This window comes from Phenylobacterium sp. (assembly GCF_031984885.1).
GTDB lineage: Bacteria > Pseudomonadota > Alphaproteobacteria > Caulobacterales > Caulobacteraceae > Phenylobacterium.
This window is the reverse complement of sequence record NZ_DAMABV010000007.1, coordinates 44,127-58,995: the sequence shown is the minus strand read 5'-3', so window position 1 is coordinate 58,995 and position 14,869 is coordinate 44,127. Positions and strand designations below refer to the sequence as shown.

17 protein-coding genes are annotated in these 14,869 nt (G+C 72.8%); 11 read left to right on the top strand and 6 right to left on the bottom strand.

Annotated features, from left to right (window positions below):
* Window positions 1-55: 55 nt before the first annotated feature.
* Window positions 56-1,723, top strand: coding sequence for an MFS transporter (locus RTL41_RS12060; RefSeq protein WP_312164690.1), 1,668 nt, complete (start codon window positions 56-58; stop codon window positions 1,721-1,723).
* On the opposite strand, the gene RTL41_RS12055 is transcribed toward RTL41_RS12060, so the two are convergent.
* The 4 genes from RTL41_RS12055 to RTL41_RS12040 form a co-directional block, all read right to left on the bottom strand.
* Window positions 1,717-2,718 carry a phosphotransferase gene (locus tag RTL41_RS12055; protein WP_312164687.1) on the bottom strand — a complete coding sequence of 334 codons (1,002 nt, stop codon included), beginning with the start codon at window positions 2,716-2,718 and terminating at the stop codon, window positions 1,717-1,719. The two genes, RTL41_RS12060 and RTL41_RS12055, sit on opposite strands and share 7 nt — an antisense overlap.
* 70 nt (window positions 2,719-2,788) lie before the next feature.
* Window positions 2,789-3,487, bottom strand: coding sequence for a molybdate ABC transporter permease subunit (gene modB, locus RTL41_RS12050; protein WP_312164685.1), 699 nt, complete (start codon window positions 3,485-3,487; stop codon window positions 2,789-2,791).
* Window positions 3,484-4,377: an NAD(P)-dependent oxidoreductase gene (locus RTL41_RS12045; RefSeq protein ID WP_312164683.1), complete on the bottom strand. Its 894-nt coding sequence runs from the start codon at window positions 4,375-4,377 to the stop codon at window positions 3,484-3,486. The genes modB and RTL41_RS12045 overlap by 4 nt, the downstream gene beginning before the upstream one ends.
* On the bottom strand, window positions 4,378-4,689 hold the full coding sequence (locus RTL41_RS12040) for an MliC family protein (RefSeq protein ID WP_312164681.1): 312 nt from the start codon (window positions 4,687-4,689) through the stop codon (window positions 4,378-4,380).
* A 119-nt stretch (window positions 4,690-4,808) separates the two neighbouring features.
* Here RTL41_RS12040 and RTL41_RS12035 point away from each other — a divergent pair, with 119 nt between their 5' ends.
* Entirely contained in the window at window positions 4,809-5,273 is a 465-nt protein-coding gene (locus tag RTL41_RS12035) for a 2Fe-2S iron-sulfur cluster-binding protein (RefSeq protein WP_312164678.1), read from the top strand.
* A gap of 14 nt (window positions 5,274-5,287) precedes the next feature.
* Window positions 5,288-7,474, top strand: a complete 2,187-nt coding sequence (locus RTL41_RS12030; RefSeq protein WP_312164676.1) for a xanthine dehydrogenase family protein molybdopterin-binding subunit — start codon at window positions 5,288-5,290, stop codon at window positions 7,472-7,474.
* Here RTL41_RS12030 and RTL41_RS12025 read toward each other — a convergent pair.
* On the bottom strand, window positions 7,471-8,079 hold the full coding sequence (locus RTL41_RS12025) for an NTP transferase domain-containing protein (protein WP_312164674.1): 609 nt from the start codon (window positions 8,077-8,079) through the stop codon (window positions 7,471-7,473). The two genes, RTL41_RS12030 and RTL41_RS12025, sit on opposite strands and share 4 nt — an antisense overlap.
* Before the next feature lie 29 nt (window positions 8,080-8,108).
* On the opposite strand from RTL41_RS12025, the gene moaA reads away from it, so the two are divergent.
* Genes moaA through glp form a run of 6 tightly spaced genes read left to right on the top strand, consistent with a single transcriptional unit; the run spans window position 8,109 to window position 12,039 of the window.
* Window positions 8,109-9,143: a GTP 3',8-cyclase MoaA gene (moaA, locus tag RTL41_RS12020; RefSeq protein ID WP_312164672.1), complete on the top strand. Its 1,035-nt coding sequence runs from the start codon at window positions 8,109-8,111 to the stop codon at window positions 9,141-9,143.
* 5 nt (window positions 9,144-9,148) lie between these two features.
* The gene (locus RTL41_RS12015; RefSeq protein WP_312164671.1) at window positions 9,149-9,388 is read left to right on the top strand and encodes a MoaD/ThiS family protein; all 240 of its coding nucleotides are present in this window, start codon (window positions 9,149-9,151) and stop codon (window positions 9,386-9,388) included.
* Entirely contained in the window at window positions 9,385-9,837 is a 453-nt protein-coding gene (locus RTL41_RS12010) for a molybdenum cofactor biosynthesis protein MoaE (RefSeq protein WP_312164669.1), read from the top strand. Before RTL41_RS12015 ends, RTL41_RS12010 begins: the two co-directional genes overlap by 4 nt.
* Window positions 9,834-10,382, top strand: coding sequence for a molybdenum cofactor biosynthesis protein B (gene moaB / locus RTL41_RS12005; protein WP_312164668.1), 549 nt, complete (start codon window positions 9,834-9,836; stop codon window positions 10,380-10,382). Before RTL41_RS12010 ends, moaB begins: the two co-directional genes overlap by 4 nt.
* Entirely contained in the window at window positions 10,382-10,852 is a 471-nt protein-coding gene (moaC, locus tag RTL41_RS12000) for a cyclic pyranopterin monophosphate synthase MoaC (RefSeq protein WP_312164667.1), read from the top strand. Before moaB ends, moaC begins: the two co-directional genes overlap by 1 nt.
* Complete coding sequence (glp, locus tag RTL41_RS11995; protein ID WP_312164664.1) at window positions 10,849-12,039, top strand: gephyrin-like molybdotransferase Glp; 1,191 nt, start codon at window positions 10,849-10,851, stop codon at window positions 12,037-12,039. The genes moaC and glp overlap by 4 nt, the downstream gene beginning before the upstream one ends.
* Before the next feature lie 33 nt (window positions 12,040-12,072).
* Here glp and RTL41_RS11990 read toward each other — a convergent pair whose 3' ends face one another.
* Window positions 12,073-13,056, bottom strand: a complete 984-nt coding sequence (locus RTL41_RS11990; RefSeq protein WP_312164662.1) for an XdhC family protein — start codon at window positions 13,054-13,056, stop codon at window positions 12,073-12,075.
* Between the two features lie 101 nt (window positions 13,057-13,157).
* On the opposite strand from RTL41_RS11990, the gene RTL41_RS11985 reads away from it, so the two are divergent.
* Together RTL41_RS11985 and RTL41_RS11980 are read left to right on the top strand one after the other, a co-directional pair.
* Window positions 13,158-14,033, top strand: coding sequence for a bifunctional regulator KidO (locus tag RTL41_RS11985; protein WP_312164660.1), 876 nt, complete (start codon window positions 13,158-13,160; stop codon window positions 14,031-14,033).
* Between the two features lie 37 nt (window positions 14,034-14,070).
* Entirely contained in the window at window positions 14,071-14,778 is a 708-nt protein-coding gene (locus RTL41_RS11980) for a cytidylyltransferase domain-containing protein (RefSeq protein WP_312164657.1), read from the top strand.
* The last annotated feature ends 91 nt before the right edge of the window (window positions 14,779-14,869 follow it).

The window sequence follows — 14,869 nt, the reverse complement described above, 5'->3', positions numbered from 1 at the left end:
CCCACATCGCCGTTCGCCGAGTTAGCCTTTCTCCAGTTTCGGGGGGAGACGACGGATGGCGGACGTAGCCTTGGCGACGGGCAAGAAGCCTGCGTCCCTGCGCACCGTGGTGGCGGCCTCGTCGGCGGGCACCGCGTTCGAGTGGTACGACTTCTTCGTCTTCGGCAGCCTGACCCAGGTGATCTCGAAGACCTTCTTCTCCGGCCTGCCCGAGACCGCCGGCTACGTCGCCGCCCTGGCCCTGTTCGGCGCGGGGTTCCTGTTCCGGCCGCTGGGCGCGCTGGTGTTCGGGCGGATCGGCGACAAGGCCGGGCGCAAGGGCGCCTTCCTGGTCACCGTCGTGCTGATGGGCGCGGCCACCTTCGCCATCGGCCTGTTGCCGACCTACGCCCAGGTCGGGCTGCTGGCCCCGGCCCTGCTGGTGCTGATGCGGATCGTGCAGGGCTTCGCCCTGGGCGGCGAATACGGCGGCGCGGCGATCTATGTGGCCGAGCACGCGCCCGCGAACGGCCGCGGCCGGGCCACCGGCTGGGTGCAGACCTCGGCGGCCCTGGGCCTGTTCGGCGCGCTGGTGGTGATCCTGATCACCCGCCTGGTGCTGGGCCGGTTCTTCGGTCCCGAGGCGTTCGACGAGTGGGGCTGGCGCATCCCGTTCCTGTTCTCGGCCGGCCTGCTGGCGATCTCGATCTGGATGCGGCTGAAGCTGTCGGAGAGCCCGGCCTTCGCCAAGATGAAGGCCGAGGGAACCGCCTCCAAGGCCCCCTTCGCCGAGGCGTTCGGCCAGTGGCGCAACCTGAAGATCGTGCTGCTGGCCCTGGTCGCGATCATGTTCGCGCAAGGGGCGGTCTGGTACACGGCCTTCTTCTACGTCCAGACCTTCATGGAGCGGTTCCTGAAGGTCCCGCCCGAGACCATCAACCTGCTGATGCTGTCGGCGACCGCGGTCAGCGCGGTCGGCTACGTGCTGTTCGGCTGGCTGTCGGACAAGGTGGGCCGCAAGGCGGTGATGCTGTTTGGCATGAGCCTGATGCTGGTCGCCTACTTCCCCGGCTTCCACATGCTGTCGCAGACCCTGAACCCGGCCCTGGCCGAGGCGCAGGCGCGGACCCCGATCGTGGTGATCGCCGACCCCGCCGACTGCTCGCTGCAGTTCGACCCGGTCGGCAAGGCCGCCTTCCTGTCGTCCTGCGACATCGCCAAGAACGCCCTGGCCGGGGCCGGGGTCTCGTACTCCAACGAGCCCGGGGCGGCGGGCGCGCCGGCCCTGGTGCGGATCGGCTCGGCCCAGGTGCGGTCGGCCAGCGCCGTCGGCCTGGCCGGCGAGGCGGCGAAGACCGCCAAGGCCGGGGTCGAGGCCGAGATCAGGACAGCCCTGGCGCAGGCCGGCTATCCGGCCAGGGCCGATCCGGAGCGCATGAACCTGCCGGGCGCCTTCGCGGTGCTGCTGGTCTTCGTGGTCGCCGCGACCGCGCTCTACGGCCCGATCGCCGCCTGCCTGGTCGAGCTGTTCCCGACCCGCATCCGCTACACGGCCATGTCCCTGCCCTATCACATCGGCACAGGCTGGGTCGGCGGCTTCACGCCGTTCACCGCCTTCGCGATCGTGGCGGCGACCGGGCGCATCTATTCCGGGCTCTGGTATCCGTTCGCCTTCACCCTGGTCTCGGTGATCGTCTGCCTGCTGCTGGCGCCGGAGACCCGGGGCCGCTCGCTCGATCAGTAGCCGAGCCTGGCCAGCGCCGTTTCGAACCCTGGCGCGCGCAGGCCCTCCAGCGCCGCCGCCAGCCGCGCCTTGACGTAGGCCATGCGGCCTTCGTCGCTCGCCAGGTCGAAGTCGCCATAGGTCAGGGCGTCATGGATCTGCGCCAGGCTCGGCCCGTCCAGGGTCGGCGCGCGCGGGATCGAGGCGCCGACGCCGGCGGCCGTCACCAGGCCGTAGAACAGGTGGTTGACCTGGCGCATCAGGTAGAGCCGGGCCCGCATCTCCTCGTCCACCCGCCCGAAATAGGTCGCCAGCAGCAGGTCCTCGTCGGCCTGGGTGTGGGCGAACAGGTTGGCCAGGCACGCGAGGTCGACGTAGCGATCGGCCAGGAAGGCGGACTCCCAGTCCACCAGCCACAGGCGCGCGCCGTCATAGAGGATGTTGCGCGGGTTGAGGTCGTTGTGGCTGGCGACCAGGTCGCCGGGGGCGGTGCGGTAGCCCCGGCGCAGGCGGCCATGCAGCGCCAGCAGCTCGCCCATCGCCTCGGGCGCCACCAACCCACGCGCCTGGAACCGGGCGATCAGGGCGTCGACCCCGTCCAGATAGTCGACCAGCGGCGGGAACGGCGGCCCGCCATGCAGGGCGCGGGCGGTCTGGGCGACCTCGACCACGAGATCGTCGTGCGAGCCGCGATATTCCAGCGACAGCGGCCGCTCTTCGATGAAATCCATGATCGCCACGCCGTCATCGGCGTTCGCGTAACGCACCCGCGGCGCCAGCATGCCGGCGGCGGCGACGCCCATGCAGGCATAGGCCCGGGCCGGGTCGCGGAACCCGTCGCGCTCGACCTCCAGCCGCAGCAGGTAGGCGATGCCGCCGACCCTGATCTTGAAGATCCGCGCGCCCGAGAGCCCGCCGCCCAGCGGCTTCACCGCATCGGGCCGGCCGACCCCGAAGGCGGCGGTCAGGCCCCGCTCGACGGCGGCGGCGGCGGTTGGCGGAATGTCGAACGGCATGGGACGCCCTCCAGCAGGGAAGGCGCGCTTTTTACCCGGTTAAAATATGCCGTCAATATTATCCGGGTAGTTATATCCGCTCGCCGCGAGCCGCCCTGCCCGCCCAGCGCCCGACCGCATCGGAGACCAGCACCGCGCCCACCGCGATCACCGCCGCCACCATGCAGAGCGCGGCGGCCCGCGCCTCGGCGCCCGGCGACTGGGTCGCCGCATAGATGGCGGCCGGCAGGGTCAGGGTCTCGCCCGGGATGGCGGCCACGAAGGTGATGGTGGCGCCGAACTCGCCCAGCGCCTTGGCGAAGCCCAGGACGGCGCCGGCCGCGACGCCCGGCAGGGCCAGCGGCAGGGTGACCCGGAAGAAGCGGACGAGCCGGCCCGCGCCCAGGGTGAGCGCCACCTCGTCGACCTCGCGGTCGATGGCCTCGATGGCCAGGCGGATCGGGCGCACCATCAGCGGAAAGGCCATGATCCCGGCGGCGAGCGCCGCGCCGGTCCAGTCGAAGGCGAAGACGATCCCGACCTTCTCCAGCCACACGCCCAGCGCCCCGCGCTTGCCGAACAGCAGCAGCAGCACATAGCCGGTGGCGACCGGCGGCAGCACCAGCGGCAGGGTCACCGCCCCGTCCAGCAGCACCCGGGCGGCGAACCGGCCGCGGGCCTGGACCAGGGCCACGAGCACGGCGATGGGCAGGGCGACCAGCGTCGCCGCCGCCGCGACCTTGAGCGACAGCAGGACCGCGGCGACGTCGTCGGGCGTCAGGCCGCTCACGGCGCCGCCGTCGGCAAGATCTCGACCGGAGTCCCGGCCTGTTCCAGCGCCCGCAGCTCGGCCGGCGGGAGCGGCGCGGTCATCACCAGCGCGACCGTCTGGCCCGAGCGCGTCAGGCCGACCAGGCGATCCGCGGTCGCTTCGCCAGGCTCCAGGCGTTCGGCGTCGCGGCGGGCCAGGGACAGGATCGCCGGGTCGGCGTCCGGGCCCGCGACGATCACGTCGGCGGCGGCCAGGGCGCGGACGGCGCGCAGGGTCAGCAGGTCGGCGGGACCGCGTCCCGTCACGATCCGCACGCGGCCCTGGGCGGCGACGCCCCCGGCCAGGGCCTGGCGCAGCAGCCGCGTCGCGCCGTCCATGTCGCCGGCCATGGCCGCGGCGGCGGCGGGGCCGGCCAGGGCCTCGCGCAGGAAGGCGCGGCGCGCGTGCAGCTCCGGCAGGGCGGCGCGGACCTCGTCCTGCAGCAGGCGGAACAGCGCCGCGACCCGGCCCGCGCCCTCGGGCACGCGCTGCTCGATGTCGGCGCGCAGCATGGTCGCCAGCATCGGCGAGGCGCCGCCGGTGCCGATCGCGGCCACCACCTCGCCACGGTCGATCACCGCCGGGGTGGTGAAGTCGCAAAGCTGCGGGCGGTCGACGACGTTGACCGGCACGTGGGCCGCGCGGGCGGCGGCGGCGGCGGCCTCGGCGAAGGCGTCGTCGGGGCTGGCGACGAAGGCCAGCGCCGCCCCGGCATAGGACTGCGCCAGCGCCGCCTCGGGTCCCTCGAGCCGCACGATCCTGGCCGGAGAGCCCGCAAGCAGGCGCGCCTTGGCCTGCGCCGCCTCGCCGGAGCCGGCGATGACGACCGTGCGGCCGCTGAGCGGGAAGAAGGCGGGAAAGGCGTCCACCTAGCCGGTCTTGCAGTTGCGATAGGGCGCGCCGGCGGCCCCCGACAGCGTGGCTTCGTCGCCCTGGCTGAACAGCTCCACCCCGCCGCCGGCGTATTTCGCGCCCGAACCGGAGCGGACATGCCGCAGGCTGTAGGTGCGCCCGCCCGCCGTCACCCGCGCCTTGTCGCCGGCGAGGTCGTAGGCGGCGGTGAAGGCCTTGCCGCCGGCGCAGGCATAGGCCTGGGGCGCATCGGTCGCGTCCTGCGGCGCCACGCTGGCGCATCCGGCCAGGGCGAGCAGCGCGCCGGCCGCGAGCATCACCTTCAGCATCCAGGTCCCCTGACTGTCACGCGCCCCAGCCTAGCCGTGGTCGGCGCGAAACGCAGCCCTTTACCGGTCGCTCTAAACGCCGTTAGATGAGCGCACGCTCACATCGCGGAGGCACACCCATGGCCATGACTCTCGACGTCAACGGCAAGCCCCTGGCCGTGAAGGCGGCGCCCGACACGCCGCTGCTGTGGGTGCTGCGCGACGAGCTCCAGCTCACCGGCACGAAGTACGGCTGCGGCATGGCCCAGTGCGGCGCCTGCACGGTGATGGTCGACGGCCAGGCGATCCGCGCCTGCGTGACCCCGATCGAGGCGCTCGCCGCCAGCAAGATCACCACCATCGAGGGCCTGGGCGGCGCCCACCCGCTGCAGCAGGCCTGGGTCAGGCACGACGTCCCCCAGTGCGGCTACTGCCAGTCGGGCCAGATCATGTCGGCCGCCGCCCTGCTGACCGCCAATCCGAAGCCCACCGACGCCGACATCGACGCGGCCATGGACGGCAACATCTGCCGCTGCGGGACCTATCAGCGGGTCCGCGCCGCGATCAAGGACGCCGCCGGCGCGCCGCAGCCGGTCAAGGCCTGAAGGGGAAGCCGCCGATGAACGCTCCGGTAAAGAATTCCGACCTCGCCGGCGCCACGCGCCGCGACGTCGTGGTCGGCGCGGCCCTGGTGGGCGGCGCGCTGGTGGTCGGGGCCTGCTCGCCCGGCGACCTGCTGTCGATCGGCGCCAAGCAGGACTTCGGCGCCTTCGGCCCCTTCATCAAGATCGCGCCGGACGGCGTGGTCACCGTCGTCTCCAAGCACATCGAGTTCGGCCAGGGCAATCACGCCGGCCTGGCGGCCATCGTCGCCGAGGAACTGGACGCCGACTGGTCCAGGGTCCGGGTCGAGCAGGCCCCGGCCATCGCCAAGACCTACGCCAACACCGGCATGGGCGTGCAGGGCACCGGCGGCTCCTCGGCGATCTCCAATTCCTGGGACCAGCTACGCAAGGCCGGCGCCTCGGCCCGCGCCATGTTCGTCGAGGCCGCCGCCAACCGGTGGAGCGTGCCGGCCGGCGAGATCACGGTGAAGGACGGCGTCCTCTCCCACGCAGGTTCGGGCAGGAGCGCGGGCTTCGGCGAACTGGTGGCCGACGCGGCCCAGGCGACGGCGCCCGCCACGCCTGTCCTCAAGGATCCGAAGGCCTTCAGCCTGATCGGGACCGACCAGGTGCGGCGCAAGGACGCCCAGGCCAAGTCGGACGGCACGGCCAGGTTCACCCAGGACGTCCAGTTGCCGAACATGCTGGTCGCCATGGTCGCCCACGCCCCGAAGTTCGGGGCCAAGGTCGCCTCGTTCGACGCTGCGGAGGCCAGGAAGGTCCCCGGCGTGGTCGAGGTCTACCAGATCCCCAGCGGCGTGGCCGTGGTCGCCGAGACCACCTGGGCCGCCAAGCAGGGGCGCGAGGCCCTGCAGGTGACCTGGAACGAGGACGCGGCCGAGACCCGGTCCTCCGACGCCATCCTGGCCCGCTACAAGGACCTGGCCTCAGGCAAGGCCCAGCCGGCCGACAAGGAGAAATGGCAGGCCTTCGAGACCAAGGGCGACATCGCCACCGTCAAGGGCGAGGCCTTCGAGGCGGCCTACGACTTCCCGTTCCTGGCCCACGCGACCATGGAGCCGATGAACTGCGTGGCCCAGGTCAGCGGCGGCAAGGCCAGGCTGACCTTCGGCTCGCAGATCCCGACCATCGACCAGCTCAACACCGCCAAGATCGTCGGCATGCTGCCCGGAGCGGTGCAGATCGAGACCCTGTTCGCCGGCGGCTCGTTCGGCCGGCGGGCGAACTTCCAGTCCGACTACGTCGCCGAGTGCGTCGAGATCGCCAAGAAGGTCGGCAAGGACCGGCCGGTGAAGCTGGTCTGGACCCGCGAGGACGACATGGCCGCCGGCTACTTCCGGCCGATCACCCACCATACGGTGCGCGTCACCCTGGACCCGGACGGCTACCCGGCAAGCTGGCGCCAGCGGGTGGTGACCCAGACCCTGATGAAGGGCTCGCCCATGGGCCAGCCCAAGCTGGACGAGACGGCGGTCGAGGGGACCCTGGGCTCGCCGTACCTGAAGGCGACGCCGATCGTCGACGCCCAGTTGATCATGCCCGACTCCGGCGTGCCGGTGCTCTGGTGGCGCTCGGTGGGCGCGACCCATACAGCCTATGTGATGGAGCACACCATCGACCAGCTCGCCCGCCGGGCCGGCAAGGACCCGGTCGAGTACCGCCGTGCGCTCTACGCCAAGGCCGGCGCCGACCGGCACCTGGCGGTGCTGGACCTGGCCGCCGAGAAGGCCGGCTGGACGACCCCAGCGCCCGCGGGCTGGACCCGCGGCGTGGCGGTGCACGAAAGCTTCGGCTCGGTGGTCGCCCAGGTGGCCGAGGTCAAGCTGGACGGCGGCGCCCCCAAGGTCGGCCGCGTGGTCACCGCCATCGACTGCGGCACGGCGATCTCGCCCGACCAGATCGCCGCCCAGATGGAGGGCGGGACCTGCTACGGGCTGTCGGCGGCGCTGTACGGCGAGGTCACCCTGAAGGACGGCGTGGTCGAGCAGGGCAACTTCGACACCTACCGGGTGCTGCGCAACTCCGAGGCCCCGAGCGTGGAGACCTACATCGTCCCGTCCGGCAATGCGCCGAGCGGGGTGGGCGAGCCCGGAACCCCGGTGATCGGCCCGGCGGTGGCCAACGCCCTGCTGGCCCTCACCGGCCAGCCGACCCTGAGCCAGCCGTTCGTCAAGGCCTAGCGGCTGAGGTCGCCCGGCTGGTCGACGTCGAACAGCACGCCGTCGTCGGGGGCCTGCACCAGGGCGAGCCGCTGTCCCAGGTCCTTCAGGATCGCGCGGGCGCCGGCGTCGCCCTGCAGGGTGAGGAGTTGCGGCAGCAGCGCAGGGCCGATCAGCGCCGGATGGCCGCGCTGGCCCTCGAACACCGGCGCGGCGGCGGGCGCCCCGGCGCGGACCGCGCGCGCCAGGCTTTCCAGCACGCCATGGGGCACGCGCGGCATGTCTCCCAGGAAAACGAACGCACCTGCACAATCGGCGGGCAGCACGGCGGCGGCGCGGCGCAGCGAGGCGCCCATTCCCTCGTCGTGGTCGGCCGCGTGGACCACCAGCAGCCGGTCCTGGGCGCCTAAACGAACGGCAAATGCGCGGGCCGCGGCCCCCACCTGTTCCCCGTCCGCCCCGGTGACGACGATAACGCGCCTTACCGGGGCAGCGAACGCCGCGGCCAGGGCGCCGTCCAGCAAGGCGCCGCCTGCCCAAGGCGCGAGCAGCTTGCCGCCGCCGAACCGCCGGCCCGCGCCGGCGGCCAGGACCACAGCCTCGAATTCGGGCGCCCCTGTCGCCAAACCGTGTTCCCCTCTATCTTATGGTCAGCATGACGCCCTATGACGCCGCATCGCCGCAAGAGGCCCGCGTCCAGCCGCTGATCGACGGCTTCGGCCGGACTGTGAGCTATCTGCGCGTCTCGGTCACCGACCGTTGCGACCTGCGCTGCGTATACTGCATGTCCGAGCACATGACCTTCCTGCCCAAGGCCCAGGTGCTGACCCTGGAGGAGCTGGACCGCATCGCCTCGGCCTTCGTGGCCCTGGGGACCCGCAAGCTGCGGATCAGCGGCGGCGAGCCGCTGGTGCGCAAGGGGGTGATGGGCCTGTTCGAGAACCTCTCGCGGCACCTGCGGAGCGGGGCGCTGGACGAGCTGACCCTGACCACCAACGGCACGCGGCTGGAGGAGTTCGCCGCCGACCTGGCTCGGGTGGGCGTGCGGCGGGTGAACGTCTCGATGGACACCCTGGACCCGGCCAGGTTCCGCGTCCTGACCCGCGGCGGCCAGTTGCCCAAGGTCATCGCCGGCATCGACGCGGCCCTGGCCGCCGGCCTGGCGGTGAAGATCAACGCCGTAGCGCTGAAGGACGCCAACGCCGCCGAACTGCCCGACCTGATCGCCTGGGCCCACGCCCGCGGCTGCGACATGACCCTGATCGAGGCCATGCCGCTGGGCGAGATCGAGGTCGACCGCAGCGACCAGTTCCTGTCGCTCAAGGACGTCCGCCGCGAGCTGGAGAGCTTCTGGACCTTGAACGAGATCGCCCACCGCACCGGCGGCCCGGCGCGCTATGTGCGGGTCGAGGAGACCGGCGGGCGGCTGGGGTTCATCACCCCGCTCAGCCATAATTTCTGCGAAAGCTGCAACCGCGTGCGGCTGACCTGCACCGGCACGCTGCACACCTGCCTGGGCCGCGAGGACGCCAGCGACCTGCGCGCGGTGATCCGCGCCGGAGCCGACGACGAGGGCCTGGCCCACGCCATCCGCCTGGCGATCAACGCCAAGCCGCAGGGCCATGACTTCCAGATCGCCCGCGCCGCGGCCCCGGCCGTCGCGCGCCACATGTCGACCACCGGGGGCTAGGGGTCATGGCCAGGGTCCTGCTGTTCGGTCGCCTCAGCGACATCGCCGGCTGGCGCGAGCGCGAGGTCGAGAGCGCCTCGATCGCCGCCCTGCGCGCCCTGCTGTCGGGCGAGGACGCGGACCTCGCCGAGGCGCTGGCCCGGCCCGGCGTCCAGGTGGCGCTGGACCAGGCCATCGTCCGCGGCGACGCGGCGCTCGGCGCCGGCTCCGAGGTCGCCTTCCTGCCGCCGATGAGCGGCGGATGATCAGCCTGACCGACCAGCCCTTCGACCCCGGCGCCCTGCTCGGCGCCTTCAGCCGCGGCCGCAGCGAGACCGGCGCCATCGCCACCTTCACCGGCCTGGCCCGCGCCGAGCGCGGCGCGACCACGACGCTGGAGCTGGAGGCCTATCGCGGCTTCACCGAGGCGCAGATCGGCCAGATCGCCGAGCAGGCCATGGCCCGCTTCGCGCTCGACGACGTCCACATCGTCCACCGGATCGGCAAGATCGCCCCCGGCGAGGCCATCGTCTTCGTGGCCGCCGCCGCCACGCACCGTCGCGCGGCCTTCGAGGCCTGCGATTTCCTGATGGACTACTTGAAGAGCCGCGCCCCCTTCTGGAAGAAGGAGACCGGCCCGGACGGCGCGCGCTGGATCGAACCGCGCGACCAGGACCACGCCGACATCGCCCGATGGGAGACCTCCAAGCCATGAACGCCTTCACCCCCGGCGGCCGCATCGACGAGAGCCAGGCGATCAAGCCGGTCCGCATCGCCGTGCTGACCGTCTCCGACACCCGCGACGAGGAGAGCGACACCTCCGGCCACGTGCTGGCCGAGCGCATCGTCGGCGCCGGGCATGAGCTGGCCGACCGCGGCATCGTCAAGGACGACGTCGCCCAGATCCGCGAGCAGATCAAAGCCTGGGTCGCCTCGGGCAGCGTCGATGCGATCATCACCACCGGCGGCACCGGCATCACCGGCCGCGACGTGACGCCCGAAGCGGTCGAGCCGCTGTTCGACAAGAAGATCGACGGCTTCTCGGTGATCTTCCACCTGGTCAGCTACCAGTCGGTCGGACTCTCGACCCTGCAGAGCCGCGCCGTCGCCGGCATCGTCGACGGGGTGTTCGTGTTCTGCCTGCCCGGCTCGAACGGCGCGGTGAAGGATGGCTGGGACAAGGTGATCTCGGCCCAGCTCGACAGCCGCCATGGCCCCTGCAACATGGTCGAGCTCATGCCCCGCCTGTTGGAGAAGTAGTGAGCAAGCTCACCCACATCGACGCGACCGGCCGCGCCCACATGGTCGACGTCTCGGACAAGGCGGTCACGTCGCGTGAAGCCGCCGCCGAGGGCTTCGTGCGCATGGACGCCGCCACCCTGGCCCTGGCGCTGTCGGGCGACGCCAAGAAGGGCGACGTGCGCGCCACCGCCGAGATCGCCGGGATCATGGCCGCCAAGAAGACCGCCGACCTGATCCCGCTGTGCCACCCGCTGGCGCTCAGCAAGATCGAGGTGCGGGTGGCCCCGGCCGAGGGCGGCCTGGCCGTCACCGCACGGGTCAAGACCTCGGGCCGGACCGGGGTGGAGATGGAGGCGCTGACCGCCGTCTCGGTCGCCTGCCTGACCATCTACGACATGCTGAAGGCGGCCGACAAAGCCATGACCATCGAGACCGTGCGCCTGCTGGCCAAGAGCGGCGGCAAGTCCGGCGACTGGGTGCGGGCATGAAGCTGCTGCCGGTCGAGGACGCCCGCGCGCGGATGCTGGCCGAGGTCGCGCCCCTGGCCGGCGAGACCCTCGCCCTGAAGGCCGCCATCGGCCGGGTGCTGGCGCAGGACGTCGCGGCGATCCGCCACCAGCCGCCCTTCGACGCCTCGGCCATGGACGGCTGGGCGCTGCGCAGCGCCGACGCGCCCGGAACCCTGGCCATCGCCGGCGAGAGCGCGGCCGGCCACGGCTACGAAGCCATGCTGCAGCCCGGCCAGGCGGTGCGGATCTTCACCGGCGCGGCCATGCCCAAGGGCGCCGACACCATCGTCATCCAGGAGGACGCCACCCGCGAGGGCGACCAGGTCACGGTGCCGGCCTCCGCGCCCGGGGCCAACCTGCGCCCGGCCGGCGGCGACTTCCGGGCCGGCGAGACCTTGCTGCGGGCCGGAACCCGCATCGATCCCTGGCGGTTGTCCCTGGCGGCCTCCGCCGGGCGCGCCGAGGTCCTCGTCCACGCCCGGCCGCGGGTGGCGATCGTGTCCACCGGCGAGGAGATCGTCGAGGCGCCGGCCGCGCCGGGCCCCTACCAGATCTACGATTCCGGCGCGCCGGCCCTTGCCGCCATGGTCGAGGGCTGGGGCGGCCTGGCCTTCAAGTGCAAGCCGGTCCGCGACGAGCTGGACGCGGTGATCGCCGCCCTGCGCGATGCGGACGCCGACCTGATCGTCACCGTCGGCGGGGCCTCGGTCGGCGACCACGACCTGGTGCGGGCCGCGGCCCAGGCGCTGGGCCTGTCGCTCAAGGTCGCCAGCGTCAATGTCCGCCCCGGCAAGCCGACCTTCTTCGGGGTGCTGGGCGACGGGCGCCGGCTGCTGGGCCTGCCCGGCAACCCGGCCTCGGCCTTCGTCTGCGCCGAACTGTTCCTCAAGCCCATCGTCATGAAGATGCAGGGCGGGCCCGAAAACCTGCCGATGGCCAGCGCCCGGCTGGCCGCGCCGCTGGGCGCCAACGGGTCGCGCGAGCACTGGATGCGCGCCAAGCTCAACCACGTCGACGGGGGCCTGGTCGCCGAGCCCTACCGCGACCAGGATTCCTCGCTGGTCACCGTCTTCGCCGCCGCCGACGCCCTGCTGCGCCGCCCCGCCGACGCCCCGGCCCAGGCCGCGGGCGACCTGGTCGAGGTGCTGCCCCTGGCGCGGGGGTGAGGATCAAGGTGCGCCCCCAAGCGGGGAGGACAGCTAGGCCGTCGCCCGCTTCGGGGTCGCCTTGCGCGGCTCCTCGGCCAGGCGGGCATGGCGCAGGGCGGTGATCTCGCCGATCACCGAGAGCGCCACCTCCCACGGGGCCTTGCCGCCGATGTCGAGGCCGATGGGCGCGTGCAGTTGCCGCAGCCGCGCCTCGGGGAAGCCGGCCGCGCGCAGCGGGGCCAGCCGCTCGGGCAGGCGCTTGCGCGCGCCCAGCAGGCCGACATAGCCCGCCGCCGAGGGCAGGGCCGCGGCCAGCGCCTCGCGGTCCAGGTCGAGGCTGTGGGTGGCGATGGCGATGGCCGTCCAGGCGTCGGTCCCGATCGCCGCCAGCGCCTGCGCCGGCTCGTCGCGGCGATAGGCGACGCCGGGGATCGGCGGCGGGGCCTGCGGGCCCTTGGGCCGCACCAGGGTGGTCTCCATGCCCGCCTGGGCGCCCAGTTGGGCGATGGCCAGGGCGGTCGGATCGGCGCCGAACACCACCAGCCGCGGCGTCGGCTCGTAGACCTGGACGATCGCGCCGTCCCAGGGCGCGGGCGCCGGGCCGCATTCGCGCCGCGTCCCGTCGCTGACCCAGACCACCGGCCGCCGCGCATCCTGGGCGCGCAGCAGCTCGGCCAGGGCCGGGTCGCCCGGCTGCACCCGCTCGATGAAGATCTCGATGCGCGCGCCGCAGAGCAACTGGATGTCGGGCCAGGGGCTGCCGGCGCCATAGACCAGCCGCCGGGGCGCGCCGTCCTCGAGGCAGGCGAAGGCGTGATCGGCGACGTCGCTCTCCACGCAGCCCCCGGAAAAGTAACCGGCGACGATTCCGTCGGCGAACACCATCTGCGTGCCCGGCGGACGCGGGCCGCCGCCCTCGACCGAGGTCAGGGTCGCCAGGGCGAGGGGCAGATTCCGTTGCTGGGCTTGGCGTAGCGCGGGCCGCGCATCGTCGGCCATGCCGAACATCGGCCATTCGGGGAGCGGCTCACGCATGGCTCGACTTTAACCCCCTGGAAAGGTCCTAGACACCTGTTCTTTAGGCATTGCCGCGAAGATGGCGCTTCCTCGCTTTCGTATCCAGCGTCACCGGCTTCATGACCTCACCGCTCTCCAAGCTCGGCCTCGGCTCCGCACAGTTCGGTCTCGACCAGACGACCCTGGTCCGCGGCCGCGCGCCCAAGGCCGAAGCCCGGGACATCCTGGACATCGCCGCGCGCGCGCAACTGCCGGTGCTGGACGTCGACGGCCATTCGGGCGTCGCCGAGGCGGCGCTGGGCGAAGTGCTGCCGCGCCCGACCCCGTTCCGCGTCTCGATCTCCACCGTGCGCCCCGACCGCGGCCCCGACTATGTCGAGGCCGAGGCCCGCGCCACCCTGCGCCGCCTGGGCGTGGAGCAGGCCGACGCCATCCTGGTGCCCTGCGCCGCCGACCTGTTCGGGCCGCACGGCATGGCGCTGTGGAACCGCCTGAAGGCGATGAAGGACGCCGGCCTGACCCGCAAGATCGGCGTCTCGGTCTTCGCCTCCGACGATCCGCTGGGCGTCGCCCGCCGCTTCCGCCCCGACATCGTCCAGGCCCCGGCCTCGCTGCTCGACCAGCGGCTGCTGATCGACGGCACCCTGGCGGCCCTGGCCGGCATCGGCGTCGAGGTGCACCTGCGCTCGATCTTCCTGAACGGCCTGCTGTTCCTGCCGCCGGACCGCGCGCCGACGCACCTGAAGGCGGCCGCCAGCCGCATCTCCCGCGCCCGCCGGCTGATCGCCGAGGGCCGTTCCGACCCGCTGCAGGCGGCGCTGGGCTTCGCGCTCTCGCGCGTGGAAGCCGCCACCGTGCTGGTGGGCGTCACCTCCGCCGCCGAGCTGTCGGCCGTGATCGCGGCCGCCTCCAGCCCGCCCCCCGACCTTGATTGGGACGAGATGGCGATCGATGATCCGGTCGCCCTCGATCCCCGCGCCTGGGCCGCCGCCTAAGGCCGCCCGCGCGCCCGCCCCCGAAGGAGGCCGCGCCATGATCCTCGCCGTCCTGCAGGCCCGGATGACCTCCGCACGGCTGCCGGGCAAGGCGATGGCCCCGCTGCGCGGCGAGCCGATGGTCTGGCGCCAGGTCGAACGCATCCGCGCCGCGCGCACCGTCTCGCGCCTGATCGTCGCCACCAGCGTCGAGCCGGTGGACGATCCCCTGGCCACCTATCTGCTCTCGCGCGGCCAGAGCGTGCTGCGCGGGGCCGCCAGCAACCTGGCCGAACGCTTCCTGCGCACCGTCGAGGCCGCCAGCGCGCCGACCCACCTGGTCCGCATCAAGGGCGACTGCCCCTTCGTCGATCCCGCGATCATCGACGATATCGTGCGCCTGGCGCTCTCTACCGGCGCGGCCTACGCCTCCAACCGGGTCGAGCGCACCTATCCCAAGGGCCTGGAGGTCGAGGTGGCGAGCGTCGCGGCGCTGAACGCCTCGATCGCCCTGGCCGACCCGCAATCGGCCGGCACGCGCTCGCCGCTGGCCCAGATCCGCGCGCGGCCCGACCTGTTCGCCCAGGCGCATCACCACGCGCCGCGCGACCTCTCGCGGCTGGACTGGCGGGTGAAGACCCCGGCCGACTTCGCCTTCGCCCGCGCGGTCTACGACGCCCTGCACGCGGCCGACCCGGCCTTCGCCATGCAGGACGTGCTCGACATCACCCAGGGCCGCCAGGACCTGGCCCGCTGGGCGGCCTGACAACGCAACCTCCACTTGTGTCATCCCGGTTTCGGCGCAGCCGAAGACCGGGACCCATTCGCGTCTGAATCCGAAGAATGGGGCGCGGCCG